The organism is Leifsonia sp. McL0627, from assembly GCF_058244615.1.
The window spans coordinates 107,239-123,308 of the sequence record NZ_JBZCGM010000003.1; the positions used below are offsets into that span (position 1 = coordinate 107,239).

Genomic DNA, 16,070 nt, shown 5'->3' on the forward strand with positions numbered 1-16,070 from the left:
TCGGTGCGCAGGCGCCGGTTCAGCGCACGAGGCCGTTCTCGTAGGCGAACGCGACCAGCTGCACGCGCGAGGAGAGCCCCAGCTTGGCGAGGATGCTCCGCATGTGACTCTTCACCGTCGCCTCGCTGATGAAGGACGTCTGGCCGACCTCGGCGTTGCTGAGACCGCGAGCGGCGAGGAGGAACACCTCCTTCTCGCGGGCGGACAGACCGGCGATGGCATCCGGTGACGGTGGGCGTCGCTCGGCGCCGAAGAGGTCGGCAACGTCCTTGGGCGCGATCACGGCGTGCCCGGCGTCGACCGTTCGGATGGCCGCGAGCACGAACTCGGGCGTCGTGTCCTTCATGATGAATCCGGAGGCGCCCGCGCGCACCGCCCGCGCGACGGCTTCGTCCCGCTGGAACGTGGTGAGGACGATGATCCTCGGGGCGTCGTTCCGCTCGGTGGACGCCGCCGCTTCCGCCAGGATGCGCTCGGTCGCCGCGATGCCGTCGAGGACGGGCATCCGCACATCCATCAGCACCACATCCGGCTTCTCCCGCGCGACCAGGGCGACCGCCGCCTCCCCGTCGTGCGCAGACCCGGCGAATTCGAGGTCCGGCTGCGACTCGATCAGCATGGCGAGACCGGAGCAGAACAGGACCTGGTCGTCGACGACCGCCACCCGGATGACGCTCACGACGCCTGCTCGACGATAGCGGTGGTGGGGATGAACGCGGTGACGAGGTAGCCGGAGGTCGCGTCGTCGTCCTCTCCGGCCGTCAGCCAGCCGCCGGCCAGTCTGGCGCGTTCGTGCATCCCGTACAGGCCCCGTGCGGTCGTGCTGCGCGCTGGCCGCTCGCCCGCCGTGCCCCGCGAGGAGACGGCGATGGCGAGACCCTGGCCGCGCCAGTCGAGCGAGACGCGGGCTGACGGCTCGGCCCCGGCGTGCTTCAGGGCGTTCGTCAGGCTTTCCTGCACGATGCGGTAGACCGCAAGCTCCTGCGCCCCGGTGAGCGGCTCGGCGGCGCCGAACTGGTCGAGCTGGACGTCGAGCCCGGCGGTGCGCATCCGTTCGACCAGCTCGTCGATGTCCCGGATGGTCGGGGTCGAGTGGCCGACCGGGTCGGCGACGAGGGTCTGGATGAGCATCCGCACCTCGGTGAGCGATGTGCGGGCGGACGCCGCGATGTTCTCCAGCGACTCGGCTACTGCCTCGGGGCGGGCGGGCGCCACGAACCGGGCGCCGTCCGCCTGGGCGATGATCACCGAGAGCGAGTGCGCCATGATGTCGTGCACATCCTGGGCGATGCGGTCGCGCTCCTGGGACACCAGCAGGTCCACTTCGGCGCTGCGGAGGTCGTCGGAGGTCTTTGCGAGGAGCGCGTCGCTCCGGAGCTTCTGCTGCCACGCTCGGCCGAAGAACCCGAGCAGCCAGGCGCTGACAAACGCCAGAATTGAGCTGCCGAAGACGCCGACGATGTCGAGCCCGATCGGCCTGTTGACGAAGGCTGTTGCGATGGCAAGCGCGATTGCAAAGACAAATGACAGCGCTCGGAACCGTTCGCGGACGCGCGCACTCACGCCGATGACCACGAGAATGTATCCCAGCACCATGGTCCAGTCCGTCGACCCGTAGTCCGCCCCGAACGCCGCAGCCGGAACGAACAACTGACCGGCCACGACGCCGATCGAGAGGGCCATGGCGATCATCGGCCAGATCCGGCAGATTGCGATGGCCAGAGAGACGCCGAGGAGCGCAGCCCACCACGGGAGCGTGTACCTGAGGGAGCCGGCGACGAGCTGGTGGCGACCGACCTCTGCGAACGTCCAGAACGTGAAGAACGCGATCGCGATCACCGGTTCGATGTACCGTTGCACGGCGGGAAGAAGCTTGACCATGGGCATCACGCTAGGGGGCGGCGGACCTCACCGCATCGGATTCGGCCCGATTTCAGCCCTGAGGGTGAGAGCATCCCGCCCGCGGTTTGACCGGCATCCCGCCTGTCGCGTACTATTGATCTTTGGTGTCCGCGCCTCTGCGGTGCGACACACGAACGTGAGCCCTCCGAAGGGCAGGTTCTCTCCTCATCCAGGAGCGGAACAGCCAGGGAGTGGGATTCACGAACACCTCCGTTCGATACAGAAAGCAGCCACTACTGTGACGCGCACTTACACCCCGAAGGCAGACGAGATCCAGCGCGACTGGCTCATCATCGACGCGACTGACGTCGTGCTCGGCCGTCTCGCCAGCCACACCGCCGCTCTCCTCCGTGGAAAGCACAAGGCGACCTTCGCCCCCCACATGGACTCCGGCGACTTCGTCATCATCGTGAACGCCGACAAGGTCGCCCTCACCGGCGCCAAGGCGGCTCAGAAGAAGGCGTACCGCCACTCCGGTTACCCGGGCGGCCTCTCGGCTGTCACCTACGCCGAGCTCCTCGAGAAGAACCCGATCCGCGCTGTGGAGAAGGCCGTTCGCGGAATGCTCCCCAAGAACTCGATCGGCCGCGCTCAGCTCCGCAAGCTGAAGGTCTACACGGGCAGCGAGCACCCCCACGCCGCCCAGCAGCCGAAGCCGTACACCCTCGGCCAGGTCGCTCAGTAGCGCCCGACAGACCCTTCAGACTCAGAGATAAAGGATTATCACCATCGTGGCGAAGATCGCAGACAGCATCGAGTCGGCTCAGGCCGACAACGTCGAGTCCTACTCGACCGAAACCCCGGCCTCCGAGGCCCCCCAGACGCAGCGCCCCGTCCTCACCGTTCCCGGTGCGGCCGTCGGCCGTCGCAAGCAGGCCATCGCCCGCGCGCGCCTCGTCCCGGGCTCCGGCAGCATCACGGTCAACGGCCGTGAGTTCGCCGACTACTTCCCGAACAAGCTGCACCAGCAGCTGATCACCGACCCGTTCAAGGTCCTCGACCTCATCGGCGGCTACGACGTCATCGCACGCATCACCGGCGGCGGCCCTTCCGGCCAGGCCGGCGCACTGCGCCTCGCGATCGCTCGTGCCCTCAACGAGATCGACCGCGAGAACAACCGTGCCACCCTCAAGAAGGCGGGCTTCCTCACTCGTGACGCTCGCGTCATCGAGCGCAAGAAGGCCGGTCTCAAGAAGGCCCGCAAGGCGTCGCAGTTCTCCAAGCGCTAAGCGTCGACAGCGCTTAGGCTTCGGTTTATGCCACGCCTCTTCGGAACCGACGGAGTCCGCGGACTCGCGAACGGTAGTCTCACCGCCGACCTCGCGCTCGGCCTTGCTCAGGCAGCTGCTGCTGTCCTGACGCAAGGCCGCAGCGCGGAGGCGCGGCGTGCCGAGGGCAAACGCCCGAAGGCGATCGTCGCCCGTGACCCCCGGGTCTCCGGCGAGTTCATTTCTGCGGCTGTGTCGGCCGGACTCGCGAGCTCCGGCATCGACGTCTACGACGCCGGGGTCATCCCGACGCCGGCGGCCGCCTTCCTGATCGCGGACTTCGACGCCGACTTCGGTGTCATGGTCTCCGCGTCGCACAACCCGGCGCCGGACAACGGCATCAAGATCTTCGCTCGCGGCGGCACCAAGCTGCCCGACATCGTCGAGAACAGGATCGAAGAGCACCTCTCCCTCGAGAAGCTCGCCCCCACCGGAGCCGCCGTCGGCCGCATCCGCCGGTTCGCCGACGCGGAGGACCGCTACGTCCTCCACCTGCTGGCGAGCCTTCCGTACCGCCTCGACGGCATCCACGTCGTGCTCGACTGCGCCCACGGCGCGGCGGCCGGCGTCTCACCGGAGGTGTTCACGGACGCCGGCGCCCGCGTCACCGTCATCGGCGACGCGCCGGACGGCATGAACATCAACGACGGAGTCGGATCCACGCACCTCGACAAGCTCGCCGAGGCCGTCCTCGCGGCGGGTGCCGACGTCGGCATCGCCCACGACGGAGACGCGGACCGGTGTCTCGCGATCGACGCCAACGGCAACATCGTCGACGGCGACCAGATCATGGCGATCCTCGCGGTCGGCATGAAGCAGCGCGGCAAGCTCCGCGATGACACCCTCGTCGCCACGGTGATGAGCAACCTCGGGCTGAAGCTCGCGATGCGCGACAACGGCATCCGGGTGGTCGAGACCGCGGTCGGCGACCGCTACGTGCTCGAAGAAATGAACAAGAACGACTACTCCCTCGGCGGGGAGCAGTCCGGGCACGTCATCATGCGTCAGTTCGCGACGACGGGCGACGGCATCCTGACCGGCCTGCACCTGCTGAGCGAGATGGCGCGTCAGGGCAAGTCCCTCGCCGAGCTCGCCCAGGTGATGACCGTCTACCCGCAGGTGATGGTGAACGTCAAGAACGTCGACCACCACGCCGTGCACACGGACGACGGCCTCAAGGCGGCCGTGCAGACCGCGGAGGCCACACTCGGCGACACCGGCCGGGTGCTGCTGCGCCCCTCCGGCACGGAGCCGTTGGTGCGCGTCATGGTCGAGGCGGCTGACATCCACACGGCGGAGCGCCTCGCCGAAGAGCTCGCGACGGTCGTGCGCGAGCGGCTGTCGCTCTAGCGGACCGGTCTTCTCACCGCGGCGATCTCGCTAGCGGGTTCGGCGGCCGCGGGCTTCGATGAAGTCCGCGGCCGTGAACACCCGCTCGGACGGCGGGAGCATGTCCTCGCCACTCAGGCCGGCGGTGACCGCTCCGAGGTCGACGCCCAGCACGGTCGCCACCTGCACGAGCGTCTCCAGGGTGGGGTTGCTCTGGCCGCGTTCGAGCTTGCCGTAGTTGGCGACGTCCATTCCGGCCAGGTGGGCGATATCGCTCTGCGGCAGGCCGAGGGAGATCCGCGCCTCCCGGATGCGGTCGCCGAGGATCGCTGCGGCGTTCGAGCGGTGTGCTGGCATGTTTCCTGGCGGCTCAGCGGCCGTCCTCCGCCTTCCTGGATGCGATGAAATCGGCGACGGTGTACGAGCGCGTCCGCTTCGGCAGCAGTTCGTCGCCGTAGAGGCCGGCGAGCAGTTCGCCAGGGTCGACGTTGAGCGCGGTCGCCAGGCGCACGATCGTGTGCAGTTCGGCGTTCGCCTCTCCCCGCTCGATGCGTCCGTAGTTCGTCGAGTGCATGTCGGCGAGTTGGGCGACGTCTTCCTGGCTGAGGCCGAGGGCGATTCTGGCGGTGCGCACGCGTGCGCCGAAGAGTTCAGCGGCGCGGGAGTGAGGAGCGGCCATACCTCATGATGGAATAACACGCGCTTTGAATACCAGAGCGCACAGGCCCCGGTGATTTACGACTGGGGCGTAGAAACCCGGTTACAGCTTCCGCAGCAGCACGGAACTCACCGTGTGATCCGCGCCCTTGCGCAGCACCAGCTTGGCGCGCGAGCGCGTCGGCCGGATGTTCTGCGTGAGATTGGGCTCGTTGATCGACTCCCAGATACTGGATGCGCGCGCTCTGGCCTGCTCCTCGGTGAGCTCGGCGAAGCGGTGGAAGTACGACTTGGGATTCGTGAACGCGCCGCGCTGCAGCTTGAGGAAGCGCTCCTCGTACCAGTGCGCGATGTCGCGGGTGCGCGCATCCACGTAGACGGAGAAGTCGAAGAGGTCGCTGACGGCGAGACGGTTGCCTCCACCGGCCGGTTGCAGCACGTTGAGGCCCTCGACGATGAGCACGTCCGGGCGGCGGACGACGATTTCCGCGTCCGGCACGATGTCGTAGCTGAGGTGCGAGTAGAACGGTGCCCGCACCTCGGCCGCCCCGCTCTTGACCGCGGTGACGAAGCGCAGCAGCGCTCGGCGGTCGTACGACTCGGGGAAGCCTTTCCTGTCCATCAGGCCGCGGCGTTCCAGTTCGGCGTTGGGCAGCAGGAACCCGTCGGTGGTGACCAGTTCGACCCTGGGAGTGTCGTCCCAGCGCGACAGCAATTCGCGCAGAAGACGGGCGATGGTCGACTTGCCGACGGCGACGGAACCCGCGACGCCGATCACGAACGGCGTGCTCGCCGCCCGCTCGCCGAGAAACTGGCTGGTCACCCTGTGCAGCTGCTTGGCGCCGCCGACGTACAGGTTCAGCAGCCTGCTGAGCGGCAGATAGACCTCTTCGACCTCGCGCATGTCGAGCGGATCGCCGAGTCCGCGCAGCTGCACGATCTCAGTCTCCTTGAGCGGGAGCCGCGTGCTCTGTGCGAGGTCGGCCCAGTCGGCCCTGCCCAGCTCGACGAACGGGGACGAGTCGCCGTTGCCTGTGGATACGCCCTGTGCTGCGCCGTTCACCGCCATAGGCGACAAGTCTAGGGTGTCGCGCCAGGCTAAAATCGGCAGCATGTGTGGAATCGTGGGGTACGTCGGTACCGACAAGAGTGTTGAGGTCCTGCTCGGCGGCCTGAAGCGGCTGGAGTACCGGGGATACGACTCGGCCGGTATCGCGGTCATCGGCCCGGACGGCCAGCTCGGCACGGCGAAGAAGGCTGGCAAGCTGTCCGCGCTCGCCGGTGAGCTGGAGGCGCACCCGATCCCGAACGGCGGCACCGGCATCGGCCACACCCGCTGGGCGACCCACGGTGGACCGACCGACCGCAACGCGCACCCGCACCTCGGGGATGACGGCAAGCTCGCCGTCATCCACAACGGCATCATCGAGAACTTCGCCACCCTGCGCGACGAACTGCTCGCAGACGGTTTCACCTTCGAGTCGGAGACCGACACCGAGGTCGCCGCCGTGCTCCTCGGCCGCGAGTACCGCACCACCGGCGATCTGAACGAGGCGTTCCAGCGCGTGGTCTCCCGCCTGGAGGGCGCGTTCACGCTGCTCGCCCTGCATAAGGACCAGCCGCACGTGGTCGTCGGCGCGCGCCGCAACTCGCCGCTGGTGATCGGCCTGGGCGAGGGGGAGAACTTCCTCGGCTCCGACGTCGCCGCGTTCGTCGAGCACACCCGCAACGCCCTCGCCATCGGCCAGGACCAGATCGTCACCATCACCCCGGACGCCGTCACGGTCACCGACTTCTCCGGTGCCCCGGTCGAGGTCGAGCCGTTCGAGATCGCCTGGGACGCCTCCGCCGCCGAGAAGGGCGGCTGGTCGTCGTTCATGGCCAAGGAGATCGCCGAGGAGCCGGACGCCGTCGCGAACACTCTGCGCGGCCGGATCGTCGACGGCACCGTGCACATCCCGGAGCTGGACGTGCTCGACGATGGCAAGCTCGCCGGGATCGACCGCATCACCATCATCGCCTGCGGCACGGCGGCGTACGCCGGCATGGTCGGCAGTTACGCCATCGAGAAGTGGGCGCGCGTTCCCGTCACAGTGGAGCTCAGCCACGAGTTCCGTTACCGCGAGCCGGTCATCACTGATGGCACCCTGGTCATCTCGATCAGCCAGTCGGGCGAGACGATGGACACCCTGATGGCCGTCAAGTACGCCCGTGAGGCCGGCGCGACCGCCATCTCGGTCTGCAACACCCAGGGCGCGACCATCCCGCGTGAGTCGGACGCGGCGCTCTACACGCACGCCGGGCCGGAGGTCGCCGTCGCGTCGACCAAGGCGTTCGTCGCCCAGATCACGGCGCTCTACCTGTTCGGTCTGCACCTGGCGCGTGTGCGCGGCACGCTCACGGAGGTCCAGCAGCACGATGCCATCGCCGAGCTGCAGGCCGTTCCGGAGAAGATCGCGTCCGTCCTCGAGTCGCACGACGCCATCGCCCAGCTGGCCAGGTGGATGTCCGACACCCGTTCGGTGCTCTTCCTCGGCCGTCACGTCGGGTACCCGATCGCTCTGGAGGGTGCGCTGAAGCTCAAGGAGCTCGCGTACATCCACGCGGAGGGCTTCGCCGCCGGCGAGCTCAAGCACGGCCCGATCGCGCTGATCGAGCCGGGTCAGCCGGTCTTCGTCGTCGTCCCGTCCCCGCGCTGGTCGGACGAGATGCACAAGAAGGTCGTGTCGAACATCCAGGAGATCCGCGCCCGCGGCGCCCGCGTCATCGCGATCGCCGAGGCAGGGGACGCCGCCGTTCTCCCGTTCGCGGACGAGGTCATCCGCATCCCGCTCGCCGCGCCGCTGTTCGAGCCGCTGCTGGCCGTGGTCCCGCTGCAGATCTTCGCCATGGAGCTGTCCGCGGCCAAGGGTCTCGACGTTGACCAGCCGCGCAACCTGGCCAAGTCCGTCACCGTCGAGTGACGGAGGCGCCGTGATCGCCGGGATCGGGGTCGACGTCGTCGACCTGGAACGCTTCGCCCGCTCCATGGAGCGGACGCCGCGCCTGCGGGAACGGCTCTTCACCGAGGCGGAGCGCGCGCTCCCCGTGCACTCGCTGGCGGCCCGGTTCGCGGCCAAGGAGGCGCTGATCAAGGCGCTCGGCGGCTCGGAGGGCGTGCGCTGGCACGACATGGAGATCGTCGCGGACGACGAACGGAACCCGGGCTTCGTACTGCACAACGTCGTTGCGCGGGATGTGCGTGACAGGGGCATTGCGCACATCCACGTGTCGATGACGCACGACGCGGGGGTCGCGACGGCGTTCGTCGTGACGGAGAGGGACAGTTGACGAGCGGGCACCAGATCGGGGAGCACCAGACGGCCGGCCACGCGGAATTCCGCGAGGCCGTGATCGACCTGGATGCGCTCAGTGCGAACGTCGCCCACCTGCGCGACGTGGTCGGCACCGAGCACGTGATGGCCGTGGTCAAGGCGAACGCCTACGGACACGGGGCGGTGCAGTGCGCCCGCGCGGCGCTCGCCGGAGGCGCCGACTGGCTCGGTGTCGCCGATCTCACCGAGGCGATGCAGCTGCGCGACGCGGGGGTCGACGCCCCGGTGCTCGCCTGGCTGCACGACCCGGATGCGGACTTCGCACCGGCCATCGCCGCCGGCGTCGACATCGGCGTCTCCTCGATCGCCCAGCTCGACGCGGTCGCGGCGGCCCGGCGCGCCCTGGTGGAGCGCGGAGAGCTGCACGGGCAGGCGTTCGTGCAGCTGAAGCTGGAGACCGGGCTCAGCCGCAATGGCATCTCCGAGCCCCAGTGGGACGCGGCCTTCGCCCGCGCCCGCGACCTGGAGCACGCGGGCGACATCGTCGTGCGCGGCGTGTTCAGCCACGTCTCGAACGCGTCGCCGGAGGACGACCGCGCTGCCGTCGCCGTCTTCACGCGCGGCCTCGAGCGGGCAGCGGCGGCGGGGCTGAAGCCGGAGCTGCGGCACCTTGCGGCGTCGGCCGCGGCCCTGAACATACCGGAGGCGCGGTTCGACATGGTGCGCCTCGGTATCGCCGTCTACGGTCTGTCGCCGCTGGCCGGCCGCTCGAGCGCCGACCTGGGTCTCCGCCCGGTGATGACGCTGCGCGGCAGCGTCGCCGCCGTGCGCCGGGTCCCCGCCGGAACGGGCGTCTCCTACGACTACACGTACCGCACCTCCGGCGACACCACGCTGGCGCTCGTTCCCCTCGGCTACGCGGAAGGCATCCCGCGGCACGCCTCCAACCGGGCCCCGGTGTCGATCGCGGGGGGCACCTTCCGGGTCTGCGGCCGCATCGCGATGGACCAGTTCGTGGTCGACGTCGACGATCAGGACGTGCAGGTCGGCGACGACGTCGTGCTGTTCGGCGATCCGGCGGCCGGTGTCCCGTCCGCAGACGACTGGGCGGAGGCGGCCGGCACCATCAACTACGAGATCGTGACCCGCATCGGAGCCAGGGTGCGGCGCCGCTACCTGGGGACGCCGTGACCGGCTACCTCTGGCCGCCGGCGACGCGGGTCGTGCCGACGTCGGCGGACATGCACACGCTCGGCATCGAACTGGCCGCGATCCTGCGCGCAGGAGACCTGGTGGTGCTGAGCGGGCCGCTCGGCGCAGGGAAGACCACGCTGACCCGCGGCATCGGCGACGGACTGCAGGTGCGCGGCCCTGTGACGAGCCCGACGTTCGTGCTGGCGAGGACGCATCCGAGTGTCGTCGGAGGCGCACCCCTCGTCCACGTGGACGCCTACCGGCTCGGCAGCGCACTGGAGCTCGACGACCTCGACATCGACTTCGCCCGCTCGGTCGTGGTGGTGGAGTGGGGTTCCGGGATGCTCGACGGGGTCGCAGAGTCGTGGCTCGACGTCACGATCGCACGGCCGACGGGCGCGGGAGCCGTAGTCGCCGCCGACAGCGCCACCGAAGACGAACTGGACGCGGACGAGCCGCGCACGGTCACGGTGACCGGGTACGGCCCGCGCTGGGCCGCCGTCGCTGCCACGGAAGCCGTTTAGGCTGGATCCATGCTCCTCGCCATCGACACCTCCGCCGGAACGAGCGTCGCCGTCGTCGACCTGGCGGGCGGAGTCCTGGCCGAGCGCACGGAGGCGGACACGATGCGGCACGCCGAGGTCATCGGCGAGCTGATCGAAGCCGTCCTGGCCAAGTCCGGCGTGGCGGTCGCCGCACTGTCCGGCGTCGTCGCGGGGATGGGGCCGGGGCCGTTCACCGGCCTGCGGGTCGGTATCGCCGCGGCGAAGGCATTCGCGTTCGGCGCAGGAAAGCCCCTCGTGCCGGTCGTCAGCCACGACGCCGTCGCGTTCGACTGGTACGGCGCGGGGGGCGCGGGCGAACTGCTCGTGGTCACGGACGCCCGCCGCAAAGAGCTGTACTGGTCCGCGTACTCCGGGGTCGGCGAGCACGGCCTGCCGGTGCGGCTCGACGGGCCCGGCCTGACGAAACCGGACGACCTGCCGCACGCCGGGATGGCCAGGCTCGACGCATCCACTGTTTCAGCGGGGGCGCTCGGGATGATCGCCGAGCTGCGCTACGCCAACCGGCTGCCGTTCGACGCGGACGAGCCGCTCTACCTGCGTTCGCCGGACGTGACGCTGTCCAACGGACCGAAGCGGGTGAGCGCGTGACCGCCTGGCAGCTCAGGCGCGCCGCGGACACCGACGTGGAGGCGATCATGGCACTCGAGCGCGCCACATTCGTCTCCGATGCGTGGTCGGAGCACTCGATGCGTTCGGAGGTGGCGAGCGAGCACGGCTACTACCTCGTCGCGTTCGAGCCGGAACATCCGGAGCGGATCGACGGATACGCCGGACTGCTCGCGCCGCACGGAGCGGCCGAGGGGGACATCCAGACCATCGCGGTCGCGCCGCACGCGCGCCGCAAGGGACTCGGCAGGGTGCTGATGCTCTCGCTGATCGGCGAAGCCCGCAAGCGGGGAGCCCGCGAGGTGTTCCTCGAAGTGCGCGCGGACAACCCCGGCGCCCAAATCCTGTACCGGGAACTCGGTTTCGAGGAGATCGGCGTGCGGCCCCGCTACTACCAGCCGGACGGCGTCGACGCGATCGTGATGCGCCTCACCGTCCCGACCCCGGAGACGACGACAGCATGAACAGGGACAACCCGCTCGTCCTCGGCATCGAGACCTCCTGCGACGAGACCGGGATCGGCATCGTGCGGGGGACGACCCTGCTCGCCAACACCATCGCGTCGTCGATGGACGAGCACGCCCGCTACGGCGGCGTCGTGCCGGAGGTGGCCGCGCGCGCCCACCTGGAGGCGCTCACGCCGACGCTGCGCACGGCCGTCGCGGACGCCGGCATCGACCTGGCCGACATCGACGCGGTCTCCGTGACCAGCGGCCCCGGCCTCTCCGGTGCCCTGATGGTCGGCGTCGGGGCGGCGAAGGCGCTCGCGCTGTCGCTCGGCAAGCCGCTGTACGCCGTGAACCACCTGGTCGGCCACGTGGGCGCCGACCTGCTCGACGCGCACGGCGGCCCAGGGCACCCCGTGGAGCTGCCGACGATCGCGCTCCTGGTGTCCGGAGGCCACACGTCCCTGCTGCTCGTGCGCGACCTGGTCAGCGACGTCGAGCTGCTCGGCGAGACGATCGACGACGCGGCGGGCGAGGCGTTCGACAAAGTGGCGCGCGTGCTCGGGCTCCCGTACCCCGGCGGCCCGCAGATCGACAGGGTCGCCGTCGACGGAGACCCGAAGGCCATCCGGTTCCCGCGCGGCCTCACCAAGCCGAAAGACCTCGAACACCACCGCTACGACTTCTCCTTCTCCGGGCTGAAGACCGCCGTCGCCCGCTGGGTCGAACAGCGACAGGATGCGGGGGAGCCCGTGCCGGTCGCCGACGTCGCCGCGTCCTTCCGCGAGGCCGTCGTCGACGTGCTCCTCACGAAGGCGCTCGCCGCGTGCGCAGACAACGGCGTGCCTCGGCTGCTGCTCGGCGGCGGGGTCGTCGCGAACGCGCGGGTGCGGCAGGTGGCGCAGGAGCGGTGCGACGCAGCGGGGGTCGCGTTGCGCATCCCGGCCCTGTCGTTGTGCACGGACAACGGGGCGATGATCGCCGCCCTCGGCGCCCAACTGATCATGGCGGGGCACGCGCCGAGCGCGCTCAGCTTCTCCGCCGATTCCACGCTTCCCGTCACGGACATCCAGGTCGCGCGCTGAGCGTACGGCCCTGGTGCCGCAACGCGTGGTACCGGGGTCCCCAATCGTGTGCGGACGCTCACGATCGCGCATCCGGATGGATATGGTTGTTCTCGGGGGGCGCGATGGGGGACCGTCGTTGACACCCCTGTGCACGCACTGCCAGCATTGGCAGCGTTACAGCGATTTCTCAGGATTGAAGGAGATGGGTCTCATGACCGATCCGAACGTGCCGGCGGAGCCGGTGGACCCCAACGCGCAGAACGGCGATGCCGTCCCGGCTGCTGACGCGCAGACCGCCGCCGTTCCCCCGGTGCCGCCCGAAGCCGCCCCGGCGGCAGCGGCACCCGTCCCGCCCACAGCGCCCGTGCCTCCTGCGCCGCCCGTGCAGCCGGCCGGGTACGGCCAGCAGCCGGCGGCACCAGGGCAGCAGCCGTACGGTGCGCAGCAGCCGTATGGGCAGCAGCCGTACGGTGCGCAGCAGCCCTACGGCCAGCAGCCAAACGGCCAGCAGCAGCCGTACGGGCAGCAGCAGCCATACGCGCAGCAGCCGTACGGCCAGCAGCCGGGCTACGGCGCCCCCGCCTACGGCCAGCCCGCCCCCGGATACGCGCAGCCGTACGCGGCGCCCGCTAAGTCGCCGACGCTGAGCATCCTGTCGATGGTCGGCGGCATCATCGGCGTCGTGCTCGGCTGGGTCTACGGCATCGGCTTCCCGTTCGGCGTCGCCGCGATCATCCTCGGCTTCATCGGCAAGAAGAAGGAGCCAGCGGCGAAGGGCTTCTGGCTCACCGGCATCATCACCGGTTTCGTCAGTGTCGGGCTCTCGCTGCTCGTCTGGATCGTCATCATCATCGCGATCATCGCCTTCAGCTCCTCGTACAGCTCGTACAACGGATATTGATCCGCTGAACGTCAGACGGCCGGGATGCGCACGAGCGCGTCCCGGCCGTCGTCGTTCACCCGGCCTTCGCCGAGCCGATCAGGAGAGGCGTTCCACCAGCAGCGCCGTGTGCTTGCCCGCAACGCGGGTGAGGAGCAGGGTCGCCGACGCCGAGCCGCTGAGCGATAAGCGCTTGCGGAGCGTCGCGGGGTCCACATCCACGCCGCGCTTTTTGATCTCGAGCGTGCCGATGCCGCGCTGCTTGAGGGCCCGCTTCAGGTCCCGTTCGTTGAACGGGAGCGTCTCGACCACGCGGAACCCGGTGGCGAACGGCGTCTCGGCGCGGGTGTCCGACGTGATGTACGCGATCCCGTCGGCGAGCATCCGGCCGTCGATGCTGCGCGCGAGGTCGCCGATCAGGCGTGCGCGGATGACGGCGCCGTCCGGTTCGTAGAGGTATTCGCCGATCGGCCCGGTCTCGGCGTCGTCGCTGTCGGAGCGGGCGGTGAGTTCTGCGGCGTCGTCGCCGCGCACGACGAGAGCCGCGCGGCCGATGCCCGGCCGCCGGAGCACGCCGAACCAGAGTCCCATCTCGACCACCTGGCCGTCGACGGAGACCCACTGCGCTTCGGCGCTGGACGGAATGAGGTCGCGGTCGAGTCCAGGTCCGAGCTTCACGCCGACGGATCGGCCAGTGGCGAGTTCGAAAGCGAACCCGAGCGACGGAGAGTACTCGTCCGGGTCGGTCAGGCGGGAGGTCTGCCCGTGGCCGGCCGTGCGTCTGGCCGGGTCGAGGAAGACGCCGTCGAACGAGCGCAGATCGACGTCCTCCGCCTTCCTGTGCTCGACGGTCGTCCGAGGGAACGGCGCGAGGTTGTAGCTCGCGATGGCCGCGGTGACCTCGTCGGCGTCGACCGCGAGCACCTCGATGTCCAGCGCGGAAACCGCCAGCGCGTCGCCGCCGATGCCGCAACCGAGGTCGGCGACGCGCTCGAGGCCGGCGGAGTGGAAGCGCCCGGCGTGCCTGGCGGCGACGGGCAGTCTGGTGGCCTGTTCGAGTCCCGCCTCGGTGAACAGCATCCGCTCGGCGAACGGGCCGAACTTGGCCTGCGCCTTCGAGCGCAGCTTGGCCTGGGTGAGGACGGCGGCGACCAGGCCGGGGGAGTGGCCGGCTTTGCGCAGGTCGCTGACCATCCGGAGCACATCCCGCTCGGAATGGTACGGCGGCAGGGAGTCGAGCAGCCGCAGCCCCTCGGCGGAGAGCAGCTCGACGAGTTCCGACCGATCCATGCTGCAACGGTACCGTCTCTTCGCCACCCTCTTGGCACTCACGTTGCGTGACTGCTAACGCACCCCCTAAACTCGTGTTAGCACTCTCGGTATGAGTTTGCTAACTCACGTCTTTGTTCAAGCCTGTGTTTGTAGGAAAGAGGGTCAAACGTGTCGGTCTCCATCAAGCCGCTCGAGGATCGCATCGTCATCAAGCAGGTCGAGGCTGAGCAGACCACTGCATCTGGTCTGGTCATTCCCGACACTGCCAAGGAGAAGCCGCAGGAGGGCGAAGTCGTCGCCGTCGGCCCCGGTCGCATCGACGACAACGGCAACCGCGTTCCGCTCGACGTCGCCGTCGGCGACAAGGTGATCTACTCCAAGTACGGCGGAACCGAAGTCAAGTTCGGTGGCGAGGACTACCTCGTCCTCTCCGCTCGCGACGTTCTGGCCGTCGTCGTCCGCTGACGACCGGCTGTTCGAGGGCCCGGATGCGCACTGCGCATCCGGGCCCTTTCGCGTCCGGGCGCTGCTCGGTGCGTCTGGGCGTCACGGGTCGCGCGTAAGATCGCTCCGTGGCCCAGAACGAGACGACCCCAAGCGTGACCGGCGCAGCGAAACCGTTGTCCGAGCACCGTCGCTCGGGCCTCGTCTACGCCATCTCCGCGTATGTCCTGTGGGGCATCCTGCCCATCTACTTCCTGTCCCTCGTCCCGGCGAGCGCCTGGGAGATCGTCGCCTGGCGGGTGCTGTTCTCGCTGGTCTTCTGCGCGATCCTGCTCACCGTCACCAGGAAGTGGCGCGCGTTCGGCGCCCTGCTGCTGAACAAGCGCGTGGTGTTCACGATGGGCGTCGCCGGCGCGCTGATCTACGTCAACTGGCAGACCTACGTGCTCGCGACGATCAGCGGCCACGTGGTCGAGGCCGCGCTCGGCTACTTCATCAACCCGATCGTCACCGTCTTCCTCGGCGTGATCGTGCAGAGGGAGAAGCTGCGGGTCGCGCAGTGGGTCGCCGTTGGCGTCAGCATCATCGCGGTGGTCGTGCTGGCGGTCGGCTACGGCTCATTGCCCTGGATCGCGCTCATCCTGGCGTTCTCGTTCGGACTGTACGGGCTGATCAAGAAGCGCGTCGGAGGGGAAGTGGATGCGGTCGCCGGCCTCACGCTGGAGACCATGTGGCTGACGCCTGTCGCCATCGTGCAGCTCGTCGTGGTCGGCGCGACGGTGGGGATCACTTTCGGAACGATCAACGTCTGGCACACGGTCGCGCTGGTCGGCGCCGGGGTGATCACGGCTGTCCCTCTGCTGTTCTTCGCGGCGGCGTCGAGGAGGCTGCCGTTGGTCTACATGGGGTTCATCCAGTACTTCGCGCCGTTCATCCAGTTCCTCGTCGGCGTGGTCGTGCTGCACGAGGCGATGCCGCCGGAGCGCTGGTTCGGGTTCGCGATCGTGTGGCTCGCGCTGCTCATCCTGTGCGTCGACATGATCATTGCCAGCCGGTCGGGCAGGAAAGCCGTGGAGCTCGACGTCGCGACGGTGGAATAACCCTCAGCGGAATAAACCCCCAGGG

General features: G+C 69.2%; 19 protein-coding genes. 13 read left to right on the plus strand and 6 right to left on the minus strand.

Annotated elements, in window-relative coordinates:
• Positions 1–19: 19 nt before the first annotated feature.
• Both AC37TH_RS08735 and AC37TH_RS08740 read right to left on the minus strand, forming a co-directional pair.
• A complete protein-coding gene (locus tag AC37TH_RS08735) occupies positions 20–679 on the minus strand; it encodes a response regulator (RefSeq protein WP_490763972.1) in 660 nt (219 codons plus the stop codon).
• Positions 676–1,881, minus strand: a complete 1,206-nt coding sequence (locus tag AC37TH_RS08740; protein WP_490763973.1) for a sensor histidine kinase — start codon at positions 1,879–1,881, stop codon at positions 676–678. Before AC37TH_RS08740 ends, AC37TH_RS08735 begins: the two co-directional genes overlap by 4 nt.
• A 259-nt stretch (positions 1,882–2,140) precedes the next feature.
• Here AC37TH_RS08740 and rplM point away from each other — a divergent pair, with 259 nt between their 5' ends.
• From rplM to glmM, 3 genes are read left to right on the plus strand one after another with little or no spacing between them, the layout of a single operon-like run.
• Entirely contained in the window at positions 2,141–2,587 is a 447-nt protein-coding gene (rplM, locus tag AC37TH_RS08745) for a 50S ribosomal protein L13 (RefSeq protein WP_460630871.1), read from the plus strand.
• A 46-nt stretch (positions 2,588–2,633) separates the two neighbouring features.
• On the plus strand, positions 2,634–3,131 hold the full coding sequence (gene rpsI, locus AC37TH_RS08750) for a 30S ribosomal protein S9 (protein WP_490763974.1): 498 nt from the start codon (positions 2,634–2,636) through the stop codon (positions 3,129–3,131).
• Positions 3,132–3,158: 27 nt separating this feature from the next.
• On the plus strand, positions 3,159–4,520 hold the full coding sequence (glmM, locus tag AC37TH_RS08755; RefSeq protein ID WP_490763975.1) for a phosphoglucosamine mutase: 1,362 nt from the start codon (positions 3,159–3,161) through the stop codon (positions 4,518–4,520).
• A 30-nt stretch (positions 4,521–4,550) separates the two neighbouring features.
• Here glmM and AC37TH_RS08760 read toward each other — a convergent pair whose 3' ends face one another.
• From AC37TH_RS08760 to coaA, 3 genes are all read right to left on the minus strand, one after another.
• A complete protein-coding gene (locus AC37TH_RS08760; RefSeq protein ID WP_490763976.1) occupies positions 4,551–4,856 on the minus strand; it encodes a helix-turn-helix domain-containing protein in 306 nt (101 codons plus the stop codon).
• 13 nt (positions 4,857–4,869) lie between these two features.
• Positions 4,870–5,133, minus strand: coding sequence for a helix-turn-helix domain-containing protein (locus AC37TH_RS08765; protein ID WP_490763977.1), 264 nt, complete (start codon positions 5,131–5,133; stop codon positions 4,870–4,872).
• A 126-nt stretch (positions 5,134–5,259) separates the two neighbouring features.
• Complete coding sequence (gene coaA / locus AC37TH_RS08770) at positions 5,260–6,225, minus strand: type I pantothenate kinase (protein ID WP_490763978.1); 966 nt, start codon at positions 6,223–6,225, stop codon at positions 5,260–5,262.
• A gap of 43 nt (positions 6,226–6,268) precedes the next feature.
• Between coaA and glmS the strand changes: the two genes are divergently transcribed.
• The 8 genes from glmS to AC37TH_RS08810 all read left to right on the plus strand — a co-directional run bounded on the left by glmS (position 6,269) and on the right by AC37TH_RS08810 (position 13,250).
• A complete protein-coding gene (gene glmS / locus AC37TH_RS08775) occupies positions 6,269–8,119 on the plus strand; it encodes a glutamine--fructose-6-phosphate transaminase (isomerizing) (RefSeq protein ID WP_490763979.1) in 1,851 nt (616 codons plus the stop codon).
• 10 nt (positions 8,120–8,129) lie between these two features.
• A complete protein-coding gene (locus AC37TH_RS08780; protein ID WP_490763980.1) occupies positions 8,130–8,486 on the plus strand; it encodes a holo-ACP synthase in 357 nt (118 codons plus the stop codon).
• Positions 8,483–9,661 (plus strand): alanine racemase, encoded by a 1,179-nt coding sequence (gene alr, locus AC37TH_RS08785; protein WP_490763981.1) that lies wholly within the window; start codon positions 8,483–8,485, stop codon positions 9,659–9,661. The genes AC37TH_RS08780 and alr overlap by 4 nt, the downstream gene beginning before the upstream one ends.
• The gene (tsaE, locus tag AC37TH_RS08790) at positions 9,658–10,188 is read left to right on the plus strand and encodes a tRNA (adenosine(37)-N6)-threonylcarbamoyltransferase complex ATPase subunit type 1 TsaE (RefSeq protein WP_490763982.1); all 531 of its coding nucleotides are present in this window, start codon (positions 9,658–9,660) and stop codon (positions 10,186–10,188) included. The genes alr and tsaE overlap by 4 nt, the downstream gene beginning before the upstream one ends.
• Before the next feature lie 9 nt (positions 10,189–10,197).
• Positions 10,198–10,818: a tRNA (adenosine(37)-N6)-threonylcarbamoyltransferase complex dimerization subunit type 1 TsaB gene (gene tsaB / locus AC37TH_RS08795; protein ID WP_490763983.1), complete on the plus strand. Its 621-nt coding sequence runs from the start codon at positions 10,198–10,200 to the stop codon at positions 10,816–10,818.
• Complete coding sequence (gene rimI / locus AC37TH_RS08800) at positions 10,815–11,300, plus strand: ribosomal protein S18-alanine N-acetyltransferase (protein ID WP_490763984.1); 486 nt, start codon at positions 10,815–10,817, stop codon at positions 11,298–11,300. Before tsaB ends, rimI begins: the two co-directional genes overlap by 4 nt.
• Positions 11,297–12,367, plus strand: coding sequence for a tRNA (adenosine(37)-N6)-threonylcarbamoyltransferase complex transferase subunit TsaD (tsaD, locus tag AC37TH_RS08805; protein ID WP_490763985.1), 1,071 nt, complete (start codon positions 11,297–11,299; stop codon positions 12,365–12,367). The genes rimI and tsaD overlap by 4 nt, the downstream gene beginning before the upstream one ends.
• A 193-nt stretch (positions 12,368–12,560) precedes the next feature.
• A complete protein-coding gene (locus AC37TH_RS08810) occupies positions 12,561–13,250 on the plus strand; it encodes a DUF4190 domain-containing protein (protein WP_490763986.1) in 690 nt (229 codons plus the stop codon).
• Between the two features lie 78 nt (positions 13,251–13,328).
• Here the strand turns inward: AC37TH_RS08810 and AC37TH_RS08815 are convergent, their stop codons facing one another.
• Positions 13,329–14,519 carry a THUMP-like domain-containing protein gene (locus AC37TH_RS08815; RefSeq protein ID WP_490763987.1) on the minus strand — a complete coding sequence of 397 codons (1,191 nt, stop codon included), beginning with the start codon at positions 14,517–14,519 and terminating at the stop codon, positions 13,329–13,331.
• Between the two features lie 150 nt (positions 14,520–14,669).
• Between AC37TH_RS08815 and groES the strand changes: the two genes are divergently transcribed.
• The gene (gene groES, locus AC37TH_RS08820) at positions 14,670–14,966 is read left to right on the plus strand and encodes a co-chaperone GroES (RefSeq protein ID WP_055894868.1); all 297 of its coding nucleotides are present in this window, start codon (positions 14,670–14,672) and stop codon (positions 14,964–14,966) included.
• Between the two features lie 107 nt (positions 14,967–15,073).
• Entirely contained in the window at positions 15,074–16,045 is a 972-nt protein-coding gene (rarD, locus tag AC37TH_RS08825) for an EamA family transporter RarD (protein ID WP_490763988.1), read from the plus strand.
• Positions 16,046–16,070 lie beyond the last annotated feature (25 nt).

What these genes read in the sequence shown, in the direction of transcription:
- tsaB (WP_490763983.1), top strand. Translation starts at nt 10,198, where the DNA reads ATGCTCCTCGCCATCGACACCTCCGCCGGAACGAGCGTCGCCGTCGTC.
- glmS (WP_490763979.1), top strand. Translation starts at nt 6,269, where the DNA reads ATGTGTGGAATCGTGGGGTACGTCGGTACCGACAAGAGTGTTGAGGTC.
- AC37TH_RS08815 (WP_490763987.1), bottom strand. Translation starts at nt 14,519, where the DNA reads ATGGATCGGTCGGAACTCGTCGAGCTGCTCTCCGCCGAGGGGCTGCGG.
- glmM (WP_490763975.1), top strand. Translation starts at nt 3,159, where the DNA reads ATGCCACGCCTCTTCGGAACCGACGGAGTCCGCGGACTCGCGAACGGT.
- AC37TH_RS08810 (WP_490763986.1), top strand. Translation starts at nt 12,561, where the DNA reads ATGACCGATCCGAACGTGCCGGCGGAGCCGGTGGACCCCAACGCGCAG.
- coaA (WP_490763978.1), bottom strand. Translation starts at nt 6,225, where the DNA reads ATGGCGGTGAACGGCGCAGCACAGGGCGTATCCACAGGCAACGGCGAC.
- tsaD (WP_490763985.1), top strand. Translation starts at nt 11,297, where the DNA reads ATGAACAGGGACAACCCGCTCGTCCTCGGCATCGAGACCTCCTGCGAC.
- AC37TH_RS08760 (WP_490763976.1), bottom strand. Translation starts at nt 4,856, where the DNA reads ATGCCAGCACACCGCTCGAACGCCGCAGCGATCCTCGGCGACCGCATC.
- AC37TH_RS08740 (WP_490763973.1), bottom strand. Translation starts at nt 1,881, where the DNA reads ATGGTCAAGCTTCTTCCCGCCGTGCAACGGTACATCGAACCGGTGATC.